General features: G+C 61.8%; 15 protein-coding genes. 1 reads left to right on the top strand and 14 read right to left on the bottom strand.

The features are described from left to right. Positions 1-8: 8 nt before the first annotated feature. The 9 genes from ACTJKS_RS07475 to ACTJKS_RS07435 all read right to left on the bottom strand — a co-directional run bounded on the left by ACTJKS_RS07475 (position 9) and on the right by ACTJKS_RS07435 (position 13,969). The gene (locus tag ACTJKS_RS07475; RefSeq protein ID WP_262949322.1) at positions 9-2,777 is read right to left on the bottom strand and encodes a malto-oligosyltrehalose synthase; all 2,769 of its coding nucleotides are present in this window, start codon (positions 2,775-2,777) and stop codon (positions 9-11) included. Further along, positions 2,774-4,852 (bottom strand): 4-alpha-glucanotransferase, encoded by a 2,079-nt coding sequence (malQ, locus tag ACTJKS_RS07470; protein WP_262949323.1) that lies wholly within the window; start codon positions 4,850-4,852, stop codon positions 2,774-2,776. The genes ACTJKS_RS07475 and malQ overlap by 4 nt, the downstream gene beginning before the upstream one ends. Beyond that, positions 4,849-6,651 (bottom strand): malto-oligosyltrehalose trehalohydrolase, encoded by a 1,803-nt coding sequence (gene treZ / locus ACTJKS_RS07465; protein WP_262949325.1) that lies wholly within the window; start codon positions 6,649-6,651, stop codon positions 4,849-4,851. Before treZ ends, malQ begins: the two co-directional genes overlap by 4 nt. 18 nt (positions 6,652-6,669) lie before the next feature. Next, positions 6,670-8,256 carry a glycogen synthase GlgA gene (glgA, locus tag ACTJKS_RS07460; protein WP_041067060.1) on the bottom strand — a complete coding sequence of 529 codons (1,587 nt, stop codon included), beginning with the start codon at positions 8,254-8,256 and terminating at the stop codon, positions 6,670-6,672. A gap of 574 nt (positions 8,257-8,830) precedes the next feature. Next, positions 8,831-9,784 (bottom strand): D-2-hydroxyacid dehydrogenase family protein, encoded by a 954-nt coding sequence (locus tag ACTJKS_RS07455; RefSeq protein ID WP_198759357.1) that lies wholly within the window; start codon positions 9,782-9,784, stop codon positions 8,831-8,833. Between the two features lie 13 nt (positions 9,785-9,797). After that, positions 9,798-10,649 (bottom strand): alpha/beta fold hydrolase, encoded by an 852-nt coding sequence (locus tag ACTJKS_RS07450; RefSeq protein ID WP_440828810.1) that lies wholly within the window; start codon positions 10,647-10,649, stop codon positions 9,798-9,800. A 283-nt stretch (positions 10,650-10,932) separates the two neighbouring features. Continuing rightward, entirely contained in the window at positions 10,933-11,367 is a 435-nt protein-coding gene (locus tag ACTJKS_RS07445) for a YqaA family protein (RefSeq protein WP_041067067.1), read from the bottom strand. Beyond that, entirely contained in the window at positions 11,367-11,813 is a 447-nt protein-coding gene (locus ACTJKS_RS07440; RefSeq protein ID WP_198759358.1) for a DUF411 domain-containing protein, read from the bottom strand. Before ACTJKS_RS07440 ends, ACTJKS_RS07445 begins: the two co-directional genes overlap by 1 nt. Before the next feature lie 164 nt (positions 11,814-11,977). Beyond that, on the bottom strand, positions 11,978-13,969 hold the full coding sequence (locus tag ACTJKS_RS07435) for a methyl-accepting chemotaxis protein (protein ID WP_041067073.1): 1,992 nt from the start codon (positions 13,967-13,969) through the stop codon (positions 11,978-11,980). A 380-nt stretch (positions 13,970-14,349) separates the two neighbouring features. On the opposite strand from ACTJKS_RS07435, the gene ACTJKS_RS07430 reads away from it, so the two are divergent. After that, positions 14,350-14,877 carry a hypothetical protein gene (locus ACTJKS_RS07430; RefSeq protein ID WP_041067079.1) on the top strand — a complete coding sequence of 176 codons (528 nt, stop codon included), beginning with the start codon at positions 14,350-14,352 and terminating at the stop codon, positions 14,875-14,877. A gap of 42 nt (positions 14,878-14,919) precedes the next feature. Here the strand turns inward: ACTJKS_RS07430 and ACTJKS_RS07425 are convergent, their stop codons facing one another. Genes ACTJKS_RS07425 through ACTJKS_RS07405 form a run of 5 tightly spaced genes read right to left on the bottom strand, consistent with a single transcriptional unit; the run spans position 14,920 to position 21,981 of the window. After that, a complete protein-coding gene (locus tag ACTJKS_RS07425; RefSeq protein ID WP_262949334.1) occupies positions 14,920-15,843 on the bottom strand; it encodes a GNAT family N-acetyltransferase in 924 nt (307 codons plus the stop codon). Beyond that, positions 15,843-17,132 (bottom strand): phenylacetate--CoA ligase family protein, encoded by a 1,290-nt coding sequence (locus tag ACTJKS_RS07420; RefSeq protein ID WP_108184389.1) that lies wholly within the window; start codon positions 17,130-17,132, stop codon positions 15,843-15,845. Before ACTJKS_RS07420 ends, ACTJKS_RS07425 begins: the two co-directional genes overlap by 1 nt. A gap of 49 nt (positions 17,133-17,181) precedes the next feature. Continuing rightward, positions 17,182-19,584 carry an acyl-CoA reductase gene (locus ACTJKS_RS07415; RefSeq protein WP_108182624.1) on the bottom strand — a complete coding sequence of 801 codons (2,403 nt, stop codon included), beginning with the start codon at positions 19,582-19,584 and terminating at the stop codon, positions 17,182-17,184. Position 19,585: 1 nt separating this feature from the next. Beyond that, positions 19,586-20,716 carry a LuxE/PaaK family acyltransferase gene (locus tag ACTJKS_RS07410; protein ID WP_108182625.1) on the bottom strand — a complete coding sequence of 377 codons (1,131 nt, stop codon included), beginning with the start codon at positions 20,714-20,716 and terminating at the stop codon, positions 19,586-19,588. Then, on the bottom strand, positions 20,716-21,981 hold the full coding sequence (locus ACTJKS_RS07405; RefSeq protein ID WP_440828809.1) for an MFS transporter: 1,266 nt from the start codon (positions 21,979-21,981) through the stop codon (positions 20,716-20,718). Before ACTJKS_RS07405 ends, ACTJKS_RS07410 begins: the two co-directional genes overlap by 1 nt. Between the last annotated feature and the right edge of the window lie 82 nt (positions 21,982-22,063).

Here is a 22,063-nt window from a genome sequence, read left to right as displayed (position 1 = left end):
ACTCGTCGTTACGTAAAGAGTTGGATAAACAGATTGACCGGGATATCCCCCAGCGCGGCGCTGACGTTCAGCTCCCTGTTTTTTGTGACTGCGCTGCTGTGAAAAAGTCCCTTCAGGTTTGTGTCAGAGGCGGCGAACGGTAAAACCACCCGTGTATCGCCCCAGCGCAGCGCATCAACTTGAGGGACGGCACCGTTTTCCAGCAGCGTCGCGCAGCGCACCGGGACGATCACGATGGCGTACATCCCCTCGTGCTCACGGGCAAACGCGAGCACGTTGTGCGCCTGGCTGCCCAGTACCTCCAAGGCTTGGTACGCGCCGCGCCGGAACAGCTCGGCGTGTTCGACGCGCAGGTTCAGCACCTCGGCGATCAACGCTTGCTTGATACGCCCGTCACGCCAGTTCGCCAGCAGAGTCTCGACTTCAATGCGTTGATGCAGGGCCTGCTCGCGAGCGGCGTAGTCCACCGGCCGGCGGTTGTCCGGATCGACCAGGCTGAAATCCCAGAACTCGTTGCCCTGATACAGATCCGGCACCCCCGGCACCGTCATGCGCAGCAAGGTTTGCGCCAGACTGTTGAGGGCGCCGGCCGCAGCGATACTGTTCACGGTCTTGCTCAGCGCGGCGCGCAGCAGCTCGCCTTCTGCACCGGTGAGCAGGCGTTGAGTGAACGCCTGCGCAGCGTTTTCATAGGCTTCATTCGGTGCACTCCAACTGCTTTGCAGCTTGGCTTCGCGCAGGGCTTTCTGCTGCCATTGCCAGATCCGCTCGGCGTAATCGGCCAAACCGGCCTGATCGTCATCGCGCAAGTGCAGCGGCCAACTGCCGAGCAGGGCTTGATAGAGGATCAGTTCATCAGCGGACGAGGGCTGTTGATCATCGTCACGCAGCGGACGGGCGAGGGCGCGCCACAACTCGACCTGTTCGGCGTACCAGTGGCTGCGCTCGCTGAGCACCGCCAGCCGCGCACGGGTGTCCTCGCCGCGTTTGTGGTCATGGGTGGCGGTGGCCAGCAAGTTGTCGGGAAACGCCTCCATGCGCTGTTGATTGATCGCGTGGAAGTCACTCAGCGGTGCGCTGAACTGTTCGGTGTTGTAGCCGACGTCGTTGCGCGACAGCAGCACCGCCGAGCGGTACAGCGCGGTGTCTTCGACGGCTTTGGCTGCCGCTGGGGAGGTCAGTTGCTGGAAGCGTACGCAGGCGTGCTTGAGAATCTTGCGTGAGCGTCCGCGCGGTGTGTGCCGCCACGGCGTGCCACCGAGCCATGCGGCCACGCAGTCGAGCACCGGCCAGTCGCCTTCGCTCAGGGTCTGCCGGGCGCCGTCCATGGCCTGCTGGAAGAAGTGCTCATCCTGCGCCGAGCGACCGAGTGCGCTGATGTAAGTGCGATACACCGGGAAATGCACGATCAGCGCCTGCAACACACGGCGAATCGCGCCGAGGGTCAGGTCGCGGGTCATCAGGTCGTCCCGGGCAACCTGCAGCAGCGCCTGGGCGACGCTTTCGAAGTCGCTGGCCAGCGAGCCATTGAGAATCTGCTGGCGCGCCAGTTGCGCTTCTTCGATGAACGCCGCCGGACGCTCGGTACGCCGCTGCCACAGATCGCCGAGGACGTGTTCGCCATCGGGGTCGTGTTGCAGCAACGAGAGCTGATTCATGAACTCGTAACCGGTGCTGCCATCCACTGCCCAGTCGGTGCGCAGGGTTTCGCCGGCACCGAGAATCTTCTCGACGTAGATCGGCAAGTGCCGACCCGGTGCGAGCAAGTCGAGGCGCCGCCGCAACTTGCGGCAATAGCCACGCGGGTCGGCGAGGCCGTCGATGTGGTCGATGCGCAAACCGTCGACCAGCCCTTCGGCGATCAACTGGAAAATCTTGCCGTGAGTCGCTTCGAACACCGCCGGGCGTTCGACACGCAGGCCGCCGAGTTCGTTGATGTCGAAAAAACGCCGCCAGTTGATGTCATCCGCTGCGGTACGCCAACTGGCCAGACGGTAGCTCTGGCGTTCGAGCAATTGATGAAGCTTGTCGAAACCTTCGGCAGTGGTGGAGTCGTAATGCGCGAGACTTTCCTCGATCGCGGCGAAGATCTGCGGATCGCTTGCCAGCTCCTTCAATTCAGCTTTGAGCGGCATCGCCAGCGCATGCGCGTCGTTCTGATAGCTCAACGCACTGAAACGATCAGCCAGTGACTTCAGTGTCTCAATGGGTTTGAGCAGTTCACCGTAGTCATTCGGGCAGATCGGGAAGTGGTGTTCGTAATGCTCGACGTAAAAGCGCCCTTGCTGTGCGTCGAAGTGCAGTTTCAGTGTGCCTTCCTGCAACGCGACGCCGTAATCGCTGCCCAGAAACGGCAGCAGCAACTGGCCTTCCATCAACGGATCCGGCGAGTGCCACTGGATGTCGAAGAACTCGCCGTAAGGGCTCAGTCGGCCCCATTCCAGCAGGTCGAGCCACCACGGATTGTCCCCGCCGCCGACGGCCATGTGGTTGGAGACGATGTCGAGGATCAGCCCCATGTTGTGTTCGCGCAGGGCGCTGACCAGACGCCGCAACGCCGGTTCGCCGCCGAGTTCCGGATTGACCTGGGTCGGGTCGACCACGTCGTAGCCGTGCATGGAGCCGGCGCGGGCCGCGAGCAGCGGTGAGGCGTAGAGGTGGCTGATGCCAAGGCGGGCAAAGTACGGCACCAGCGGCACCGCTTGCTCCAACGTGAAACCCTTGTGAAATTGCAGGCGCAGGGTGGCGCGTAGAGGCTGGATAAGCGTCTGGTTCATTGGTCACGCTCGGCAGCTTGCAGGCGGGCACAGGCCAGCAGTTCCAGACGCCGCGCGGCATCGGTGCCGTCGAGCAACGCTTCGCTGTTGCCGGGCAGGCGCCGCGACCAGTTCGGGTGGCTGTCGATGGTACCCGGCAGGTTGGCTTGTTCGTCGATGCCCAGCGCATCCTCCAGCGGCAGCAACACCAGCGGCGCGCGGGTGTGGCCGAGGAAACGCACGCTGGCATCGACCACCTGATCGGCTTCGTGGGACTCTTCGCGAAAGTTCTGCGGGTCCTGACTCAGGGCCCCGCGCAGGCCTTCGCGTTCGCGCTGGCGATGACGGCGCCAGTCGATTTCACCGTTGGCATCGACAAAGCCCAGGCGCGCATTCCAGTCGATGTCACGGCCGTGCCACCAGCCGTTGAGGGTTGGCAGATCGTGGGTGCTGGTGGTCGCCAGCGCGTTGTCCGGCCAGTCGAGGATCGGCTTGAAACGGGTGTTGTCCTGCTCAAACAACAGCACGCGCATGCCGAGAATCGAACGTGCGCTGAGCTTTTCCCGCAGCCCCTCGGGCACCGTGCCCAAGTCTTCGCCGAGGACGATGGCCTGATGCCGATGGGATTCGAGGGTCAGCAGGCGCAGCAGGTCGTCGAACGGGTAATACAGATAAGCGCCATCGGCCGGAACGGCGCCATTGGGGATCACCCACAGGCGTTGCAGGCCCATCACATGATCGATGCGCAGTCCGCCGGCATGGGCGAAGTTGGCCCGGAGCATGTCGATGAACGCGCGAAAGCCGTTGCGTATCAGGCCCTCGGGGGAAAACGCGGAAATCCCCCAGCCCTGACCAGAGCGGTTGAGAATGTCCGGGGGCGCGCCCACGGTGAGCGAGGCGAGCAATTCGTCCTGAAAGCTCCAGGCCTGACTGCCGGCGCCGTCGGCACCGACCGCGAGGTCGGCGATCAGGCCGATGCCCATGCCGGCGCTACGGGCAGCCGTCTGCGCGCGCTCCAGGCAGCGGTGGATCAGCCATTGGCAGAAGGCGAAGTAACCGATGCGTTCGGCGTATTCCTCGGCAAAGGCTTCAAGGGCGGCACCGCGCGGGTCGTGCCAGTGTTCCGGCCATTCGCGCCAGTCGAGGCTTTCGCCACGGGCGGCGCGCATTTCCTGGATCGCTTCGAAGCGGCAGTGGTTTTCCAGCGCTTCGCCACCGGCATGACGGAAACTGGCGAAGTCCGGGTGCAACGGATGTTCGCCGGCGACAAAACCTTCGTACAAGGCTTGCAGCAATGCCTGTTTGGCGTTGGCGGCGGTCGGCCAGTCGATCAGTTTCGAATCTTCCAGTTGGCGAAATTGTTCCGTCAGCCCGCTGGCGTCGATCGCATCGCGCAAGGCCCGTTCGCCAAGGATGGCGCCCGGTGCGGCATACAGGGGGTTGAGAAACAGGCGGCTGGAGGGCGAGTAAGGGCTGTAGCGCCCGGTGTCGGCGCTGAACATCGCGTGCAACGGACTGATCGCCAGCGCATCGGCGCCGCGTTCGCCGGCCACACGAGCCAGTTCCTCCAGTGCCTGGGTGTCACCAAAGCCGCAGTCGCCGGGGCGACGCAGACTGTACAACTGCGCACTCAGGCCCCAGACGCGAGGGATCGGGTTGTCCACCGCATCGCCCACGCTGAAGCAGCGCTCGGGGGCCACGGCCAGAGTGAAATACTGATCGGCGATATGCACCTGCTGGTAACCGACCTGGATCAAGCCGGGCAGTTTCGCTTCGGCGTCGAGTTTGAGGTTGAGGCGGGAGCCGTCTTCGAGGTGGATTTCGCAAGGCGTCTCGGGCTCGAAATAGCGAGCCAGATCAACGCCGACCCCGACATCGGCGGTCAACAGCGGCGGCAAGTGGCGATCTTGCTGTACTTGTTGCAGTTGCAGCAGGCTGGCATCGATTTCCTGCGCGGTGTTGGCCGGATGACCCAGCCCGGTAAGGACATTGCGCAGTACCGCCGGGGCGACTTTCTGCGGGCGGCCGTTGGCGTCGATCCAGTCGACGGCGAGGCCGGCGCGGCTTGCGAGTATTTCCAGTTGCGCATCGCTCATAGGCGCTCTCCATCCAGAGGTTGCAAGGGGGTTGCGGCCGTGAGGCTGACAAGCGCGCAATACGCGGGCAGTTGGCCCGGTTCCGACAGGGCAACGGCGGGCGGTTGCTGAAACAGCCACACAGCGTCGCTCTGTGCTGGGTTGACCACTGGCGTGTCGCTGAGGTTCAGGTCAATTCGCAGCTCACTGCCATCGCCCAGGCGCCAGCGCGCACTGACCGCGCCACGACCGAGCATGTGCGCCCCGAGCGCCTGAGTGCCGGACAGGTTGGGAATGATGTATTGATGGCGCAATTGCAGCAGGCGTCGGTACAGCGCGAGGTTTTCCTGCTGTTTTGCGCTGCCGCTGCCGATCAAGCGTGGCTGTGAGGCGTGGAAGGTCTGTTCGGCATTCGGATCGGGAATCTTTTCGCGCTGGTGCGGATCGGTGAAGGCGCTGAACGCGGCGAACTCATTGCGCCGGCCTTCGCGCACCAGATCCGCCAGTTCACCGTGGTGGCTGGTGAAGAACAGGAACGGTTGCTCGGCGGCGAATTCGTCGCCCATGAAAATCAGCGGAATCATCGGTGACAGCAGCAACAGCACAGTGGCGGCCTGCACGGCGCGTGGGTCGGCCAATTGATGCAGGCGTTCGCCGAAGGCCCGGTTACCGATCTGGTCATGGTTCTGCAGGAACAGGATGAAAGCGGTCGATGGCAGGTGTTCACTGGGCTCACCGCGAGGTTCGCCGTGGCGGGTGATGTGGCCTTGAAACACGAAGCCCTGGCTCAGGCAGCGGGCCAGTTGCTCAGTGGGTTGCAGCGCATAGTCAGCGTAATAGGCATCGGTTTCGCCGGTCAGCAGCACGTGCAGGGCGTTGTGGCCGTCGTCGTTCCACTGGGCGTCGTAATCCTCTTCGAGCAGGCTCGACTGGTTGAGCTCGTTTTCCACGGTCAGCCAGACGTGACGCGACGGATCGATCTGTTGCCGGATGCGTTGTGCCAGTTCCGGCAGGAAATCCGGGCTTTCGATCGCATGCACTGCGTCCAGGCGCAGACCGTCGAAACGGTATTCGAGCACCCACATCAGCGCGTTTTCGATAAAGAAGTCCCGGACTTCACGGCGGCGGAAGTCGATCGCCGCCCCCCAGGGCGTGTGCTTGTCTTCGCGAAAAAATCCTTTGGCGTAGCGACCCAGGTAATTGCCGTCAGGGCCGAAGTGGTTGTAGACCACGTCGAGAATCACCGCCAGCCCGTGGCCGTGGGCACTGTCGATCAGGTGTTTGAGTTGTTCCGGGGTGCCATAGGAGGCTTGCGGTGCGAAAGGCAGGACGCCGTCGTAACCCCAGTTGCGGTTACCGGGAAATTGCGCGACAGGCATCAGTTCGATGGCGGTAATCCCCAGCTCGACCAGACGTGCCAGATGCTGCTCGACTTCCGCAAAACCGCCGAGCGCGCCGACATGCAGCTCGTAGATCACCGCTTCGCTCCACGGCCGGCCGTGCCAGGTGGTGTGCCGCCAGTCATAGGCCAGCGGATCGACCACCACGCTGTGGCGGTCAAGGTCACCGTCCTGAGCGCGGGAGGCCGGGTCGGGCACCTCCAGTTCACCGTCGATGTTGAAGCGGTAGCGGGTGCCCGCCGGGCACCGGGCCTTGATCACGAACCAGCCATCGCCCTGCGGCAACATCGGCAGGGACTGGCCGTCTTCAAGTTCGACACTGACGTAAAACGCATCCGGTGCCCACAGCGCAAACTGAGTGTGTTCGGCGTCCTGCATGATCGCGCCGTGGGGCCAGTTTTCTTGGGTCCGTAACGGCATTGTGAAAAGCTCCCTGAGTTATTTGTGGCCGGCTTTACCCAGCGCCTTGGCGACCAGTCGTTCGTAGAGTTCGGCGTAGGGTTCGACCGCTTTGCACCAGTTGAACGGCGCGGCCATGGCCCGGCAGCGCATCGCGTTAAGCAATTCGGGGAAGGCGAAGACCTTGAACGCACGGCTCAGGGCTTCGCGGTAGCTGTCGGCGGTGGATTCGTCGAAAAGGAAACCGGTGACGCCATTCTCGATGGTGTCGGCCAGCCCGCCGGTATTGCGCGCCACCGGCAACGAGCCGAAACGCTGGGCGTACATCTGACTGAGGCCGCAAGGCTCGTAACGCGACGGCATCAGCAGGAAATCGCTGCCGGCGAACATGCGGCGAGCGTCGGTTTCATTGAAGCCGATGCGCACGCCGATCTGCCCGGGGAAGCGCAGCGCCAGCTCACGCATGGCCTGTTCCTCTTCCGGCTCGCCACGGCCGATGATTGCGATCTGGCCGCCGTTCTGCACGATGTATTCGGAGACGGCTTGCGTCAGGTCCAGACCTTTTTGATAGACCAGTCGCGAAACCACGGCAAACAGCGGGCCGCTGGAGTCGCTCAGGCCAAACAGTTCACGCACATGGGCGGCGTTGATCGCTTTGCCTTCCCAGTCGCCGATGGCGAACGGTGCGAACAGGTGCGGATCAGTCGCCGCATCCCAGCTTTCGTCGATGCCGTTGGGAATGCCGCTGAGCAAGCCTTGCTGGGTCTTGGCGGCGAGAAAACCGTCGAGGCCGCAGCCAAAATCCGGGGTGGTGATCTCTTGCGCATAGGTCGCGCTGACCGTGGTGATGTGGCTCGAATAGGCCATGCCGGCCTTGAGGAACGACATCTTGCCGTAGAACTCCATGCCTTCCTGTTGCAGGGCGTGGGTCGGAATACCCAGCTCCGGGCACGAGCCGAGACTGGTCACGCCTTGATAGGCCAGGTTGTGAATGGTGAACAGGGTCGGCGTGCGCTGCCCGCGCCAGTGCATATAGGCAGGAGCCAGACCGGCCGGCCAGTCGTGGGCGTGCACCAGATCCGGGCACCAGTGAATCTGTGCGAGGTTGGCGGCGATATCGGCAGCGGCCAGACCCAGGCGGGCGAAACGGATATGGTTGTCGGGCCAGTCGCGGCCATTGTTGGCGCCGTAGGGCGAGCCTTCACGTTCATACAGTTCAGGGCAGATCAGGACGTAGATCACCAGTCCGTCCGGCATGTCCATGCGCCCGATCTTGCACGGGGGCAGTGCGGCATGGCCGCCGAGTTCGCCGATGATATGGATCGGGTTCTCGCTGTGCATCACCTGCGGGTAGCCGGGGATCAACACCCGCACATCGTGCAAGTGCGCCATGGCGCGGGGCAGGGCGGCGGAGACGTCACCCAGACCGCCGGTCTTCACCAGGTCGGCGATTTCCGAGGTGACGAACAGCACTTTCTTCTTGTTCGGATTCTGGCTGGCGACTGGCGTCAGCGTTTTGGTGCCCGGGACGCTGATCGACCGGCTGCCGGGAAGACTCATGGTGCTCGATTCACCAACCGCCTGCTGAGCACGCTCTCCCTGAATATCCAATGCCGCACTGATCATATGAATCTCCCGTGTCGTTGATCTGATTCTTGTATCGAACAAGCTGTGGCCAAATCCTGTGGCCGGGCGCAAACGCGCCACGCATCGGTGAGCAAACGCTACCCAACACGCGCAAGCAGAATGGGTGAAAGGGCCGTTGCAAGGATTGCACCAGTCGCGTTGACCCTGCCTTTCAGATGACCCGCCGCCATCGGCAAAAGTTTCGACAATTTTTCGGCTTTGTGACTGGCCGGTTTTAACCCGCGAAAATCAGTCTAGGCCAGATCCTAGAGCGGGCGAGAGCAAACGGGTAAATTGTTCGACAATCGGTTTGCAGGCAGCGAAAACCGTGGTGTTCAAGCGGGAACGCACCGACGAAGGGCAGGTTTTTTTGATGGAGAGGGCTAAAACGGTGACTGGCCGGTCACGATTTTGTGCTAGCGGAAAGGCGAAGCGCACTGTTGTGGTGCGGTCAGTTTGTTGCTTTGCTGACTAAGGACAAAACCTGTAGGAGCTGCCGAAGGCTGCGATCTTTTGATCTGGTATTTAAGATCAAGATCAAAAGATCGCAGCCTTCGGCAGCTCCTACACGGGGTCAATTGAGGATTCGGATTGGGTTGCCGGCCGCCCAACCCTGAATATCGTCGATCATTTGCGAAAAGAACTGTTGGTAGTTCTGTCGGCTGACATACCCCACATGCGGTGTGGCCAGCACATTGTCCAGCGTGCGAAACGGATGCAGTTCAGGCAATGGTTCCTGATCGAACACATCCAGCGCCGCTGCGGCGATCTTGCGTTTCTGCAATGCCTTGATCAGCGCCGCTTCATCGACGATCGGCCCGCGGGCGGTGTTGACCAGCAGCGCGCCGGGTTTCATCCAGTCCAGCGCCTGTGCGTCGACCAGCCCACGGCTGCGCTCGCTCAATACCAGATGCACCGACAGCACATCGGCCTGCTCGAACAGTTGCTGTTTGCTGACCCGGGTCACGCCGACGGCTTCAGCGCGTTCGGCGGTGAGATTCTCACTCCAGGCAATTACGCGCATGCCAAACACCTGACCGAATTGCGCGACCTTTTGACCGATGCTGCCCAGACCAAGAATGCCCAGGGTTTTACCGTGTAAATCACCGCCCAGCCCTTGCTGCCAGCCGCCGGCGCGCAGGGAATTGACTTCATTTACCAGATTGCGCGTGGCGGCCATGATCAGTGCCCAGGTCAGTTCCGGCGCCGCGTGCTTATAGCTGTCGGTGCCGCAGACCTGGATCCCGAGCCTGGCAGCCGCCTGCATGTCCAGCGCCGCGTTGCGCATGCCGCCGGTGACCAGCAGCTTGAGGTTGGGCAGGCGCTGCAGCAGGTCCTGGTCGAAACGCGTGCGCTCGCGCATTACGCAGATCACCTGGTACTGGCCAAGACGTTCGGCCAGTGTGGCGTTGTCCGCCGGGTAGTCGTGCACAAACGTCACTTCGCCGATGCTGTCGAGCACCGACCAGTCGACCACGTCACGCGCCACGTCCTGCCAGTCATCGATCACTGCAATCTGCACCGCCATCAGCCTTACCTCATCAACGAACGGGATTGGGGTTGTTCAGCCAGCCGAGCAAGGCCTGGTGAAATTTCGCCGGCTCTTCCATCTGCGGCGCGTGGCCCATGCCGGGGAATTCCACCAGCGTCGACTGTGGAATCAGCTTGGCGACCTGCTTGCCGAGCACCTCATAGTGGCCGATTTTCGCCTTGACCTCGGGGGACGCGAGATCCTTGCCGATGGCCGTGGTGTCGGACGTGCCGATCAGCAACAGGGTCGGCATTTTCAAGTCCTTGAACTCGTAGTACACCGGCTGGGTGAAGATCATGTCGTAGATCAGCGCCGAGTTCCATGCCACCTGGGTCTTGCCTGGCCCATTGCTCAGGCCGGCGAGCATGTCGACCCAGCGGTCGAATTCGGGTTTCCAGCGGCCGTCGTAATAGGTGTTGCGCTCGTAGTCGCGAATGCCTTGGGCGGTGACCTTGAGTTCGCGCTGGTACCACTGATCGACGGTGCGATAAGGCACGCCAAGGGCTTTCCAGTCCTCCAGACCGATCGGGTTGACCAGCGCCAGTTGTTCGACCTGTTCCGGAAACAATAGCGCGTAGCGGGTGGCGAGCATGCCGCCGGTGGAGTGGCCGAGCAGCGTGGCTTTCTGGATGCCGAGGGCCTTGAGCAGTTGTTGGGTATTGGTCGCCAGTTGCTGGAAACTGAACTGATAGTGGTCGGGCTTGCTCGAGGTGCAGAAGCCGATCTGATCCGGCGCGACGACGCGGTAACCGGCCTCGCTCAAGGCCTTGATCGAGCTGTCCCAGGTGGCGGCGCAGAAATTCTTGCCGTGCATCAGCACCACGGTGCGGCCGTTGGCCTTGCCATGGGCGGCGACGTCCATGTAACCCATCTGCAGGGATTTACCCTGGGACTGAAAGGCAAAGTGCTTGAGTGTGTAGGGATACTGAAAACCCTGCAGCTCCGGACCATAGGTCGGGCCGTCGGCGGGGGCTGCTTCAGTTGCGGCGGCATGGGCAAACAGCGGTAGCGCGGCGCTGAGGACCAGGCCGGGCAGCCAGCGGAGAGCGTGACGGACATAGGGACAAACTCCATGAAAATCGGCCGATGCTGGAACGCCCGGATTAGGGCGACGTTAACCACAGGCAACGCCGCGAGCGGAATGTTCAACCGAGCCAGCCCAGGGTCAGCATCGCTACCACCGCGTAGCGCGCGCCCTTGGCCAGGGTGACGATCAATAGAAAGCGCCCGAGTGGCTCGCGCATGACGCCGGCGATCAGGGTCAGCGGATCACCGATCACCGGCAGCCAACTGAGTAACAGTGACCAGTGACCGTAACGCTCGTAATGTTTGCGCGCGGTGGCCATGTGTTTCGCGCTGACCGGAAACCAGCGTCGATCCTGAAACCGTTCGAGGCCACGTCCCAGCCACCAGTTGACCAGCGAACCGAGGACATTGCCCAGCGTCGCCGCGCCTAACAGACCCCAGAGCCAGTAACGATCGCTGGCGATCAGGCCGACCAGCAACGCTTCCGATTGCAGTGGCAGCAGCGTCGCAGCGCCGAACGCCGCCGCGAACAGCCCGAGGTAACCGGCAGCCATCAATGCGCCGGGTAGTCCGCCACCACCACATCCGTGCCGTCGTTTTTCAGGCCGATCACTTGATAGGCATCGCTCATGCCGTCCATTTCCATGCCCGGCGACCCCATGGGCATGCCCGGTGCGGCGATACCCAACAGATCGTCACGCTTGCTCAGGGCCAGTATTTGTTCAGCCGGCACGTGGCCTTCGACGAACTTGCCGTTGATCAGCGCGGTATGGCACGAGCCCAGGCGCGGTGGTACGCCGTGTTGCTGCTTGAAGCGGCTCATGTCGCTTTCGACGTGGTCTTCGACTTTGAAGCCGTTGGCTTCGAGGTGGCTGATCCATTTTTTGCAGCAGCCGCAATTGGCATCGCGATGCACTTCGATCGGAATCAGGTCGGCCGCCTGGGCCAGGGAGGAGAGAAGCAGGGCGCTGAGGGCGGTCAGTCGCAGGGAGGTTCGCATAATGGATTCTCGGCTCGGATGACGATCAAAAAGGAAAGCATTTTGACCGGATTATCCTGCCCGGCATCAACGGAGTGTTTCAAGTTGATACAAGACAGGCTGGCAGGATGATCATTGATCAAGCCTGACAGCCTGCTGAGTGAAAGATTACAAATCTGTCAGGCTCAACGAACCTTGAACCGCCCCATGATCGCGCTCACCCGGTTATTGGCTTCCAGCAACTGGTGGGTGTTGCGTTCGCTGGCCTGGCCGCTGTGCACCAGTTCTTCGACCATGTGCCGGATCTGCACCATGCTGCGGTTGATCTCTTCGGTGACTGCGCTCTGCTGTTCGGCAGCGGTGGCGATCTGCGTGCTGAGGCTGTTGATGTGACTGACCGAGCCGGCCATTTCATCCAGACCCGAGTTGACCCGCGCGGTGGCGTCGGCGGCGGACTGGCAACTGGCCTGAGTGTTTTCCATGGCGCTGACGGAGGAGCTCACGCCTTGGGTCAGGCGAGTCAGCATTTCGTTGATCTCCGAGGTGCTGGCCTGAGTGCGGGCGGCGAGGGCGCGGACTTCGTCGGCCACCACGGCAAAGCCGCGACCCTGTTCACCGGCCCGGGCGGCTTCGATGGCGGCGTTGAGCGCCAGCAGGTTGGTCTGGCCGGCGATGGCGCCGATCACCCCGAGGATCTCGGTGATGCGCTGGGCGTCCTGCTGCATGTTCTCGACTTTTTTGGTGGCACTGGCCACTTCATCGATCAAGGCCACCACGCTGTTGGTGGCTTCACCGACGACCACCCGCGAACGGTCGGCGTTTTCGTTGGCGCGTTGGGTGAACGCTGCGGTTTCTGCGGCGTTCTGCGCGACGCTTTCGGCCGTCGAGCTCATCTCGGTGATGGCGGTAACGGTCTGATCGGTTTCCGATGCATGGCGCAGCAGAATCTGGCTGGTGTTGGCCGACGTGCGTTGCAGATCGTCGAGGCTTGAGGCCATGGCGCCGGTGGCCTGCGTCACTTCACCGATCATGTTCTGCAAGTAGGCAATAAAGGTGTTGACCGAGTGGCCGATGGCGCCCAGTTCATCTTCGGCGCGGATGGTGATGCGCCGGGTCAGATCGGCATCGCCGCTGGACAACGAATCGATATTGGCCTTGAGCGCCTTCATTCGCGACACCAGTTGGCGGATCGCATACACCTGCAACAGCACCAGCAGAATCACCAGCGGAATCTGCAGCAGGCTCAGGCTGCTGAGCACGTCGTCACGCTGGGCGGTGAGCATTTTCGTTGGCAGGGCGGTGGCGAGGAACCACGGCGTGCCTTCGATCGGGCGCATGAAGAACGTGCTGGCCTCGCCATTGTTGTCGAACTCGACGCGTTGCGCCTGATCACGGTTTTGCAGACCCGCCTTGACCTGACTGGCGAAAGTCGAACCGGCGGCCAGCTCGCTGATGTTCTTCAGCACGATCGGGCCGCTGATGCGCGAGCTGTTGCTGATGATCTTGCCGTCGGCCTCGACGATCAGCATTTCGGCGTTGAGGTCTTTTTCCTTGCGCGCCACCAGATCGTTGAAGAAGCCCAGCGTCACGTCGATGGTCGACACGCCCCAGGCCGCACCGTTTTTCTGGATCGCCATGGCGCAGTTGGTGCGCGGCTCGGCGCTGGCGTCGTCTTTATAGGCGGCCGCCCAGGCGCACTGGCCGCGCGGGGTCTGCATGCCACCCTTGTACCAGCTCTGATCGTAGTAATTCGGCGCCGCGTCGCTGTTCCAGAAGGTGTTCACCGCCAGTTTGCCCGAGGCATCGCGGTGCCAGAACGTGCTGAACTTGTTCCGTCCGGCTTCACGCTGACCCGGCAACGGCCAGATCCCGCCACCAAACACTTTCAGTTCGCCGTACTGATCCACCAGCCCCGGCAACACCGTGTCGATGGCCGCGCTGTCGAGCAGGGGAATGGTCTGGGTGATGCTGCGCTGCTGCGACTGAACCTTATTGAGTTCGCCCTGAATCTGCTCGGCGACTTCGGCAATCCGATTGAGCACCACCTGTTCTTCGGTATGCCGCAGTTTGGGTGCGACCAATTGGCTGATACCGACCACGGTCAACACCGACAGCAGCAGGATGAAAAGAACCAGAAATAACGTGTAGCGAGCCTGAATGGTGCGGAATGCGGGCATGGAGACCGGTCCTTGAGCTGCGATTCTTATTGTGGGGTCGAGGGAGAAACGGCGGGGTTACACCAGCGTATCGTCGGCGAAGGGGGAAGCTTTAGGTACTTTCGTGCAAGAAAGTTTCGGGCTGACAGACGGGGCGTATCGACCCTGATACAAATGAATTGACCGCCTGTTTAACCGGTACGGAAAAAGCATCGCCAGCCATCGTCAAACTGCCATGAAGCCCAGTGATAGTGAGCTTGCGGTGATTTGTATCGAGAATGTACAGAAATTGTAAGCGACTGCACTAAAAGGGTTGGTGCCACTAGTTGGCCGGTAGATACTTCGCGTCATTCAAAGTGTCACCAAGGACATTTCATGGTTATTTCACAGGGAGTCTTCTCATGACGATCGGCATTGTCGGTGGTTGGGAAAGCAAGGCAGGGGTGCTGGTTCGCAATACGGGCGCGAAAAAGCAGGTGAATCAGAGCGTCAAGGTGCAGCAGATGCTGACCATGGTCGGCAACGATCCGAACGCGCTGAATACCGCGGAAATGGACAAGCAGGGCCTGCGCAAGAACATCAAGGGCTTCGACCCGTCGAACACTTCGGTCAAACAACTGGGCAATCTGAGCGTTTTCCTGCGCAGCCGCGGGCTGATCTCCGAGATCACCTCGTTCACCTTGCTCAATGCTGGCGACAAGTTCGACCGGTTCGGCGTGACCAAAGACGTCGATGCCAAATTCAACGCACTGGAATATTTCGCGACCCAGCTCGACGCGATCCAGAGCAATGGCCTCAATGGCAACGCTTACGGCAAGAACCTGATCCCCGAATTCAAAAAGGCGATCTACGTGCTGCAGAACCTGAAAACCTACGGTGAAGGCAACGCGCCGAAACCGGTGGATCAAGGCGTCAAAGCCAAGGCCTGAATCTTGAAAACGGCCCGCCCATTTTGTGGGCGGGCCGTTTTTTCAGCCTCGGTACATTTGCCCGACCTGTCGGGCTTGGTCGTGCAAGCGTTGCATGTGCGGACAGTGCAATATCAGCGTAGATGGCTGGTAGCCGCGATGAAACAGCGCCAGCCAGCCTTCGCTACGCTCATCGGGGACGATCCCGGTGAAAGCCAAACCTACATCGGCAAGTTGGCCCATTGCGGCGGGAAAACCCTGGGCGAGCCTGAGCCTGAGCGAAACCAGCCATTGCACCGGCAGTCGCTCAAGTTGCCTGAGCAGGTTGTCATCGAGTTCCTTTAGCGCGATGTCATAGCGCCCCGAGGCGTGTTCGACATGAACCTTCGGGCCTCTCCAGGGCGCGGCTTTGTCGGTGGTACCAAACGCCCCCTCCAGATGCGACACCAATCCGCCGCAATCCGTTGGCCAAGCCAGCGCGGGCAGTGGGCGTCGAAAACCCTCGATGTCGTAGTGGCCGACAACGATCGTCTCTCGGTCCTGTCCTTCGAAGGGCGAAGCGGCGTAATCCGGCAACAGACCGCAGCTGTGAAAGCCGAGACTGGCGGCCATACGCTGAGTGTACGGATGGTGCGTGACCTGCTTGATGGTGACGCCCCGGCAATCCAGGGCCTGGGCATGAATGAGCAATTGCCGGCCCAACCGTGTGGCGATGTTTTGCCCGCGGGTATCCGGGTGTACCACCGTCAGTGCCAGTTCTGCCAGTGAGGATCTGCCAGACCAGCGAAACAGGGTGGCATGCCCGCGAATCTGCCCGTTCACCTCCGCCACCAGCGAGTGCCAGCGTCCGTCACTGTGATTCTGATTGATCATGCACGGCAGATACACATGCGGTTGAGGATAACGAGTGCTGTAAATGGCTTCGAACAGGCCATTGACTGCCGGTGCGTCGGTGATGCGATAACGCCGCAGGATGGTCTTGGCCATCAAGCTTGCTGCTCGCACGGAGTCTGATAGTCGCGCCGGTCCACAACCCGCTGATGCTTGCCGGAACGTGGGTGACACGTCAGTTCATCGCTGGCGCAGGCGATCACATGCAGATCGAGCAATTGCTCGCCGTGCAGCTTCTCGATCAACGGATATTGCTCGATCAGCGTGCTGCGCAGGTTTGCGCTGGCCTGGGCGATATCAGTCATGTGCCTGTCGGGTACCCATCTGAGACTCAGCAGGTCTTTTTTTCCCTGCTGCTCGATGATCAATTGCCAGTCGGCGCTTTTCCCGAGGCTTTGCACCAGGTCGCCAGTGTCACGCATGTCCAGACTCAAAACGCCCACCCGCACTCGCTGGCTGCTCATACTGCGTCCCATCAGCGCGAATTTGCGCATGGGCGTGCCGGGCGGTTCACGCCAGCACGCCAGATCGCCGACGGGATAGCGGATGACGGGCATCAGGCGACGGGTCAGATTGGTCATGACCAGTTTGCCGTTACGGTCGCATTCTTCGATGACTGCGCCGCTCACCTCATCGATGATCTCCAGCACGCTGTGGTGCTCCAGCATCCGGTGTTCGCCCAGGGCGCAATCGCGGGTGCTGACGCCGATCAGTCCGGCATCGACGCTGGCGTAACCGATGGAGGCAATACGCGCGTTCGGAAGCACCCGACGCAGCATTTGCAGTTGTGCGCCGAACAGGCTCTCGCCACCGTAGAGAAGGGTTTCGACGCCCTCCAGAACCTGCGACCGGCGTTCGAGCCAGGCGGCAAATTTCAGCAACTGCGCCGGCACCCCGGCCAGCACGTTGATCCGGTTCGCCACGATCGACTTGGCCAGTACGGCGCTATCGACGGCCCCGGTGAACGGAAACTCGCTGACGGGCGTCTCGACATGTGCCAGGGCATCGTGGACAAAGATGAAGCTGGCATACAGGTCACCGACGAAAAACAGATTGGCGACTCGGTCGCCGGGGTTCAGGTGTGCCGTGAGCTGGCTGCCGAAGTCGCGCGTCAGGGTTTGCCATTCGCCGCGGGTGAACAGCGACAGTTTGCCTGAGCCGGTGGTCCCCCCGGTCTGGAATACCAGCGCATCCGCGGTCGGGCCGGTCAACGGCGACCACTGCTGCAGGGGCTGGCTGCCGTGCCAGTACTGCCCGGGATCGACCAAGGGCAAGTCGTTCAAGCTGCTGACGGGATCTGCAACGTCCTTGAAGTGTTCGCGGTAATAAGGCGAATGTTGGCGGGCAAAATCGAGCAAGGCATTCAAATCTGTGGTGGTGTTCATGGTGGTTTCATATGCAAAGGAGCGGTGGGGCGCCAGCAGGCGCCCGTCTTCAGCGGCGTGAATCAATCACTGAGGGTGTCTTGCCGCTGTGTCTGTTGCGGACGAATTGCGCAACGGCGCATTGCTCGACGTCCACGGTGAGCAGTCCGGTCTGCACCAGTGTGCTCAGCGTCTGATAGCCCTGCAGTTGAAGATGGGCCTGAGCCGGCTCCAGAGGGCTGCGCAGTCGCATGCGTTCCCGGCCGTCTGGGCCGTGGTCGAGGATCAGTTGAAACGGTGCTTGCAGGCGCTGCGCCAGCGTTGCCAGCGAGATGAAGTCAGTGGCGATGCGCAGCAATTTGCCGTGCCGTTGCAGCAGCTCGAAGCGCGGTGAGGTCAGACCGCAGGGACATGGGCCGGATAGCCAGCGTCCGCTGTCACCGATGTCATAGCGCTGCACGGACTGGCCCTGACGCGCCCGGGAGGTCACCAGCAGACGCCCCGACTCACCGTGATCGACCGGCGCGTCCTGATCGAAACGGACGATTTCCAGGTGCTGGATGTCGCTCATCAGGTGGAACACACCGTCTGCCGTGGCCTGGCAGGCATGGCCGAGCGGACCGGCATCGACACTGCCGTAAATCGCCGACCGGATCAGCCTGACTCCGCAGTTTTGCAACAACTCGCGGGTGGGCGCGCTTACGTGCTCGCCACCGAGAAAGACCTTGTCGATGGCGCCATAGCGCTGCAGCGTCTGCTGTTCATTGAGAAACAACCGGTGCACGGTGCTGGGCATGCCGATCAGCACCGTAATCCGTTGTTGCACGATCAGTTGCGCGATCTCTCGGTAATCGTCATCCGCTGGAGCGCCCATCGGCCAGTGTCGGGCCTCCAGTTGTTCCAGCGCCTTGGCAAAACTTGAAAACCCGCCGTACAGCCCGCCGCTGAAGAACAGGTTCATGACGTTGTCTTGCGCCGGATCGAGGCCGGCCGCGAACAGGCCGTCGGCGGTGGCACGCATCTGAAGCTGGAAATCGTGGTAACTGAAAGCGGAAAGTGTGGGCGTACCGCTGCTGCCGCCGGACCGAAAGTACAGTTGTGCCTTGGCATTCGGTGGCTGACTTGCAAATGTCGCCTTGTCCATGATCGAAACCCCCGATAGCGCTGGCTCAGGAGGCTGACGGTCAAGCGTGGCACACCCCGCCAGCGCGTCCGGCGGCAGGCTGACCGACACGCGACGGCTCAGGCGCTGCAGGGCGTAAACACCGTCATGGGGTTCGCCGTCGTAGCCGTCGTGGATGGCTTCAATCGGGGCGATGCGGGTCACACCGGCGGCGATCAGCGTCTGCGCCAGTTCAGCGATTTGTGCCTCAGGACACAGCAAGGCACAGCTCTGCAGTACGTTGCGCCACGGCAACAACGTAGCGCCGAGCAGTTCGCGGGGCAGGGGTTTGAGCAGCAGGCTGCGAAATAGCGCAGAAGGTTCGAGCTGACGGTCATGGCTCCAGATCACCCGCCAGTGCGGCGTACTCCAGACCCGGCCGGTCTGCCCGGCAAAACTCTGCGCCAGCCGCGCCATCGCCGTACTGGTGGTGATTTGTGAGGCTTCTTCGAGCGTCGGGGTGAGCGCCGGCCAGTGCCCGGTGCGACGCTCGAACGCGGCAGCCAGTTGCGCCCCGATATCGTTCAATACGCTCGCATCGTCGCTGTCCACCAGCAACCATTGCGGGCTGGAGCAGGCTTGCTGATCGAGGCGGCAGACTTCATCGGCAATGGCATCGAGGACGGCGGGCGATACCGCATCCGGGGTCAGGTAGGCGAAGCTGATGCGGTGACCCCAGTCGATCCAGCGACAGCCCGGTGGGATCTGCTGGCGGATGGCTTGCAGCGCGGTTTCGCCGCCCCAGGCGGAGACCCCGTTGGCGTGTCTGCACAGCTGACCGATTTGTCCGGTCGTTGTCGGCAACACCGCGACGTAACCAGCGAGTTGCCCGCTCGGGTCACATTCCAGCAATTTCTGGAGCAGGCGCGCAGTGAGTCCGCCGTCGCTGCTGCTGGGCCGCAGCCAGTTGACGTTGCCGCTCAACAGACCTTCCAGGACTGCACAGAACGCCAACAGCGGCGCGTTGGCCGGCGTGATGTGAACCACCAGTCCCAGAGGGCTCCAGCGCTCGAAACGCGACTGCCGATAGTCGACGCGGCGCAGGGAATCGGGTCGCAGGCCCAGCTCATGATCAAGCTTGGCCTGCAGCGTCGCAGGCTGGCAAAAGTCGATCAGGGCCTGGCGCTGGCTGGTGTCGAGTGACAGCTCCAGAGGTTGATGCTGCAGGCGTTCGGCGAACGCCCGCGCAGCGGTCAGTAAAGTGGAGGTCTCAAGGGGAGTCTGCAGCCGATTTGGCAGTTGCGGGTAAAGTTGTTGCAGCGCACTGTCGAGATCGCAGTCGCAGCGCAGTTTTCCGTTGATCAAGTACATATCAGTGTTTCCCCAGGAATTCGGAAGCGGCCATGGCGCAGCTCCTCGCGGCCGTCGTGCCGGCGCGGCCATGCAACTGGAACCAGTCGCTCGCCAGACCACAACCGCAACTTGCAGCGGGATACAGCGTGGCGAGGTCGCTCATGACCACCGCGTGGGCGGGACTTGACGAGATGTAAGGCGAGACCAGACTGAGCAGACCGCACTGCCCATAGGGCAGGACCGAAAAGTCCACGGGGCTGCGTACGTACACTTTCGAATAGACCGGCACATGAAAATGGTGGTGGGCACACTCGATGTAAGGCACCGCGTGCTCGACGGCGCCGTAGCCATCGCGACAGTCTTTGGCATCCATGCCCAATTGCTGCTGGATCCGTGCGTACAACTGTTGCTTGGGGACCTCTTCAGCGGCACGGGTTTTCCAGCCGCCGCCAAAGAACGCCAGCGACCCGGCCGGCATTTGCAGATCCGTCGTGCCGGTGGCGCGCATGCGTTGCAGGGTTTCCCATAGAAAAGCCGGGAAACCGAAGATGCGCACCGGCAAACCTTCTTCAGCAAACGCTTGCAGGGCCGTGATCACGCCGAACAGATCGAACCGATGACCGTCACCGTCGGCCCGTAGCGCATACACCACCCGATTGACGGGGGCGAAGCCACACAGAAACTGATCGGTGAACGATGTGCCCAAGGTAATTCGCGCCTGGGGTTCGTAGCTCAGCAACAGGTAATTGCAGGGCGTATGCGGTGTAATCCAGCCGTACTGCGCAAAGATCCGCTCGACCATGTACTGCGCCGCACCCAGGCTGCGCGCGTCATAACGCATGCGGCTCTTCTGCCCGCTGGTGCCGGAGGACGTCAGTTCCAGTGCGTCCGCGCCAGTGGGGCTGAGCAGCAAATGCTGTTTGAAGAAATTGGCAAAAATCGGTGGCAGGTGCGACCAGTCCTCCAGGGTCTCGAGGTCTTTGGCTGCAATGCCATTGGCGTTCAACCAGTGCTCATAACCTGGGGTCTGTTCGATGTGAAAACGGGTGATTTCGAGCATGGCCCGATCAAACAGACCGGGCGCCAACGAGTCCGCACAGTAGGCGGCCGTGGATGCACAGAGTGCGTCACTGTGAGGGAAAAGGTGCATTAGCGGGCCTCCTCAGGTGTAGCCGGTGCAAGGTTGAGTGGCTTCGACAGGTGCACAAAACGCTGGATCAGCGGCAGGCACAGCAAACCAGCGAGTGCCGCGCACAGGGCGAAACCCTCGAGACTGTCGGCACCGCCAACAGCGGCTATCAGCGAACCGCCCGTGCCCATTACGACAATCGAGAGCATGCCGATGGTCGCGGAAACCAGGCCCTTGCTGTCATCGCTGGCGAAAAGTGCCAACCGGTACAGCGCCGCATTGCTCATGCCCAGGCCAATGGCATACAACGACAGACTGGCAATCAACAGCGGTAGCGCAGCGCTGGACAGGGCTGTGCCGATCAATGCGGTCAGGCCCAGGCACAGTGGCCATAGCGCAATGCGAATGACCCGGGGCAACGAGTGGCTGGCGAGCAAACGATCAAGGATCAGATTGCCGACAATCACGGCGCCGAAGATCGGGATTTGCCACAGCCCGTATTCGCGCGAGGACAGGTCAAGCAACTGCATCAGCAGCAGCGGCGACAGCCCGATCCAGGCAATCATCGGCAGGCTCATCAAGCCTAGTGCGAGGCTGGCGTACAGGAAGTGGCGGTTGCCGAGCAACGTCAGATAGCGCTGCCCAATTTGCCGTGCATTGAACGCCACGGGTGCCTGTTGTTGGCCGTCGTTGCGCATGACGCCGATGGTCTCGGGCATGCAGACATACAGCCCCAGCCAGGCAACAGCCGCCGCCAGGCCCAGGCCGAGAAACAGCGTCCGCCAGCTCAGCCATTCGAGCAGCAGGCTGCCAAGCAATGGCCCGAGCAGCGGCGACAGCAATGCCACATTGCCCAACAGTGCCATCAGGCGCACGGCATCCGCTTCACGGAAAACTTCCTGCAGGGCCGGATAACTGACGGCCACGACGAAGCCCAGGCCCATCCCTTGTATCAGCCGCAGCAGGTTGAACGCCTCAATGCTGCTGGCGCCAAAGGTCGCGGCACAGGCCACGCCGAACAACAGGCACCCGCTCAACAGCAGCCGCCGCCGGCCAAAACGGTCGGAGAGTGGCCCCATCAGCCATTGCAGGCAGACGCCACCGATCAGGTACAGATTGAATGCGTAGGGAACATGCTGCGCGTCTGCTTCGAATTCCAGGGTAACGGCCAGCATTGCCGGCATGATCAGGTCGCTGGCCATGTAGGTCAGCAGTTCAAACAGGGAGACGGCCAGACAGAAGCCGAGGGCCTGTCCGGGGCTGATATCGATAAGTGTTCGTTGCATGCGCGGGTGTGCTCGTGGTTGGGCATCAGGAGCGCAGAGGGTAGGGTGGTGGGGAGGGGGATTTACACCCGGCAGGTGTGTC

The sequence above is a fragment of the Pseudomonas sp. 22189 genome, from assembly GCF_052045635.1.
Classification (GTDB): Bacteria; Pseudomonadota; Gammaproteobacteria; order Pseudomonadales; family Pseudomonadaceae; genus Aquipseudomonas; species Aquipseudomonas parakoreensis.
This window is presented reverse-complemented; position numbering and strand designations above follow the sequence as displayed.

Coding starts and splice junctions, on each gene's coding strand:
- treZ (WP_262949325.1), bottom strand. CDS start 6,651: ATGCCGTTACGGACCCAAGAAAACTGGCCCCACGGCGCGATCATGCAG.
- ACTJKS_RS07440 (WP_198759358.1), bottom strand. CDS start 11,813: ATGCGAACCTCCCTGCGACTGACCGCCCTCAGCGCCCTGCTTCTCTCC.
- ACTJKS_RS07455 (WP_198759357.1), bottom strand. CDS start 9,784: ATGGCGGTGCAGATTGCAGTGATCGATGACTGGCAGGACGTGGCGCGT.
- ACTJKS_RS07475 (WP_262949322.1), bottom strand. CDS start 2,777: ATGAACCAGACGCTTATCCAGCCTCTACGCGCCACCCTGCGCCTGCAA.
- glgA (WP_041067060.1), bottom strand. CDS start 8,256: ATGATCAGTGCGGCATTGGATATTCAGGGAGAGCGTGCTCAGCAGGCG.
- ACTJKS_RS07435 (WP_041067073.1), bottom strand. CDS start 13,969: ATGCCCGCATTCCGCACCATTCAGGCTCGCTACACGTTATTTCTGGTT.
- ACTJKS_RS07425 (WP_262949334.1), bottom strand. CDS start 15,843: ATGGCCAAGACCATCCTGCGGCGTTATCGCATCACCGACGCACCGGCA.
- ACTJKS_RS07405 (WP_440828809.1), bottom strand. CDS start 21,981: ATGCAACGAACACTTATCGATATCAGCCCCGGACAGGCCCTCGGCTTC.
- malQ (WP_262949323.1), bottom strand. CDS start 4,852: ATGAGCGATGCGCAACTGGAAATACTCGCAAGCCGCGCCGGCCTCGCC.
- ACTJKS_RS07430 (WP_041067079.1), top strand. CDS start 14,350: ATGACGATCGGCATTGTCGGTGGTTGGGAAAGCAAGGCAGGGGTGCTG.
- ACTJKS_RS07420 (WP_108184389.1), bottom strand. CDS start 17,132: ATGAACACCACCACAGATTTGAATGCCTTGCTCGATTTTGCCCGCCAA.
- ACTJKS_RS07410 (WP_108182625.1), bottom strand. CDS start 20,716: ATGCACCTTTTCCCTCACAGTGACGCACTCTGTGCATCCACGGCCGCC.
- ACTJKS_RS07450 (WP_440828810.1), bottom strand. CDS start 10,649: ATGGACGTCGCCGCCCATGGCAAGGCCAACGGCCGCACCGTGGTGCTG.
- ACTJKS_RS07415 (WP_108182624.1), bottom strand. CDS start 19,584: ATGTACTTGATCAACGGAAAACTGCGCTGCGACTGCGATCTCGACAGT.
- ACTJKS_RS07445 (WP_041067067.1), bottom strand. CDS start 11,367: ATGGCTGCCGGTTACCTCGGGCTGTTCGCGGCGGCGTTCGGCGCTGCG.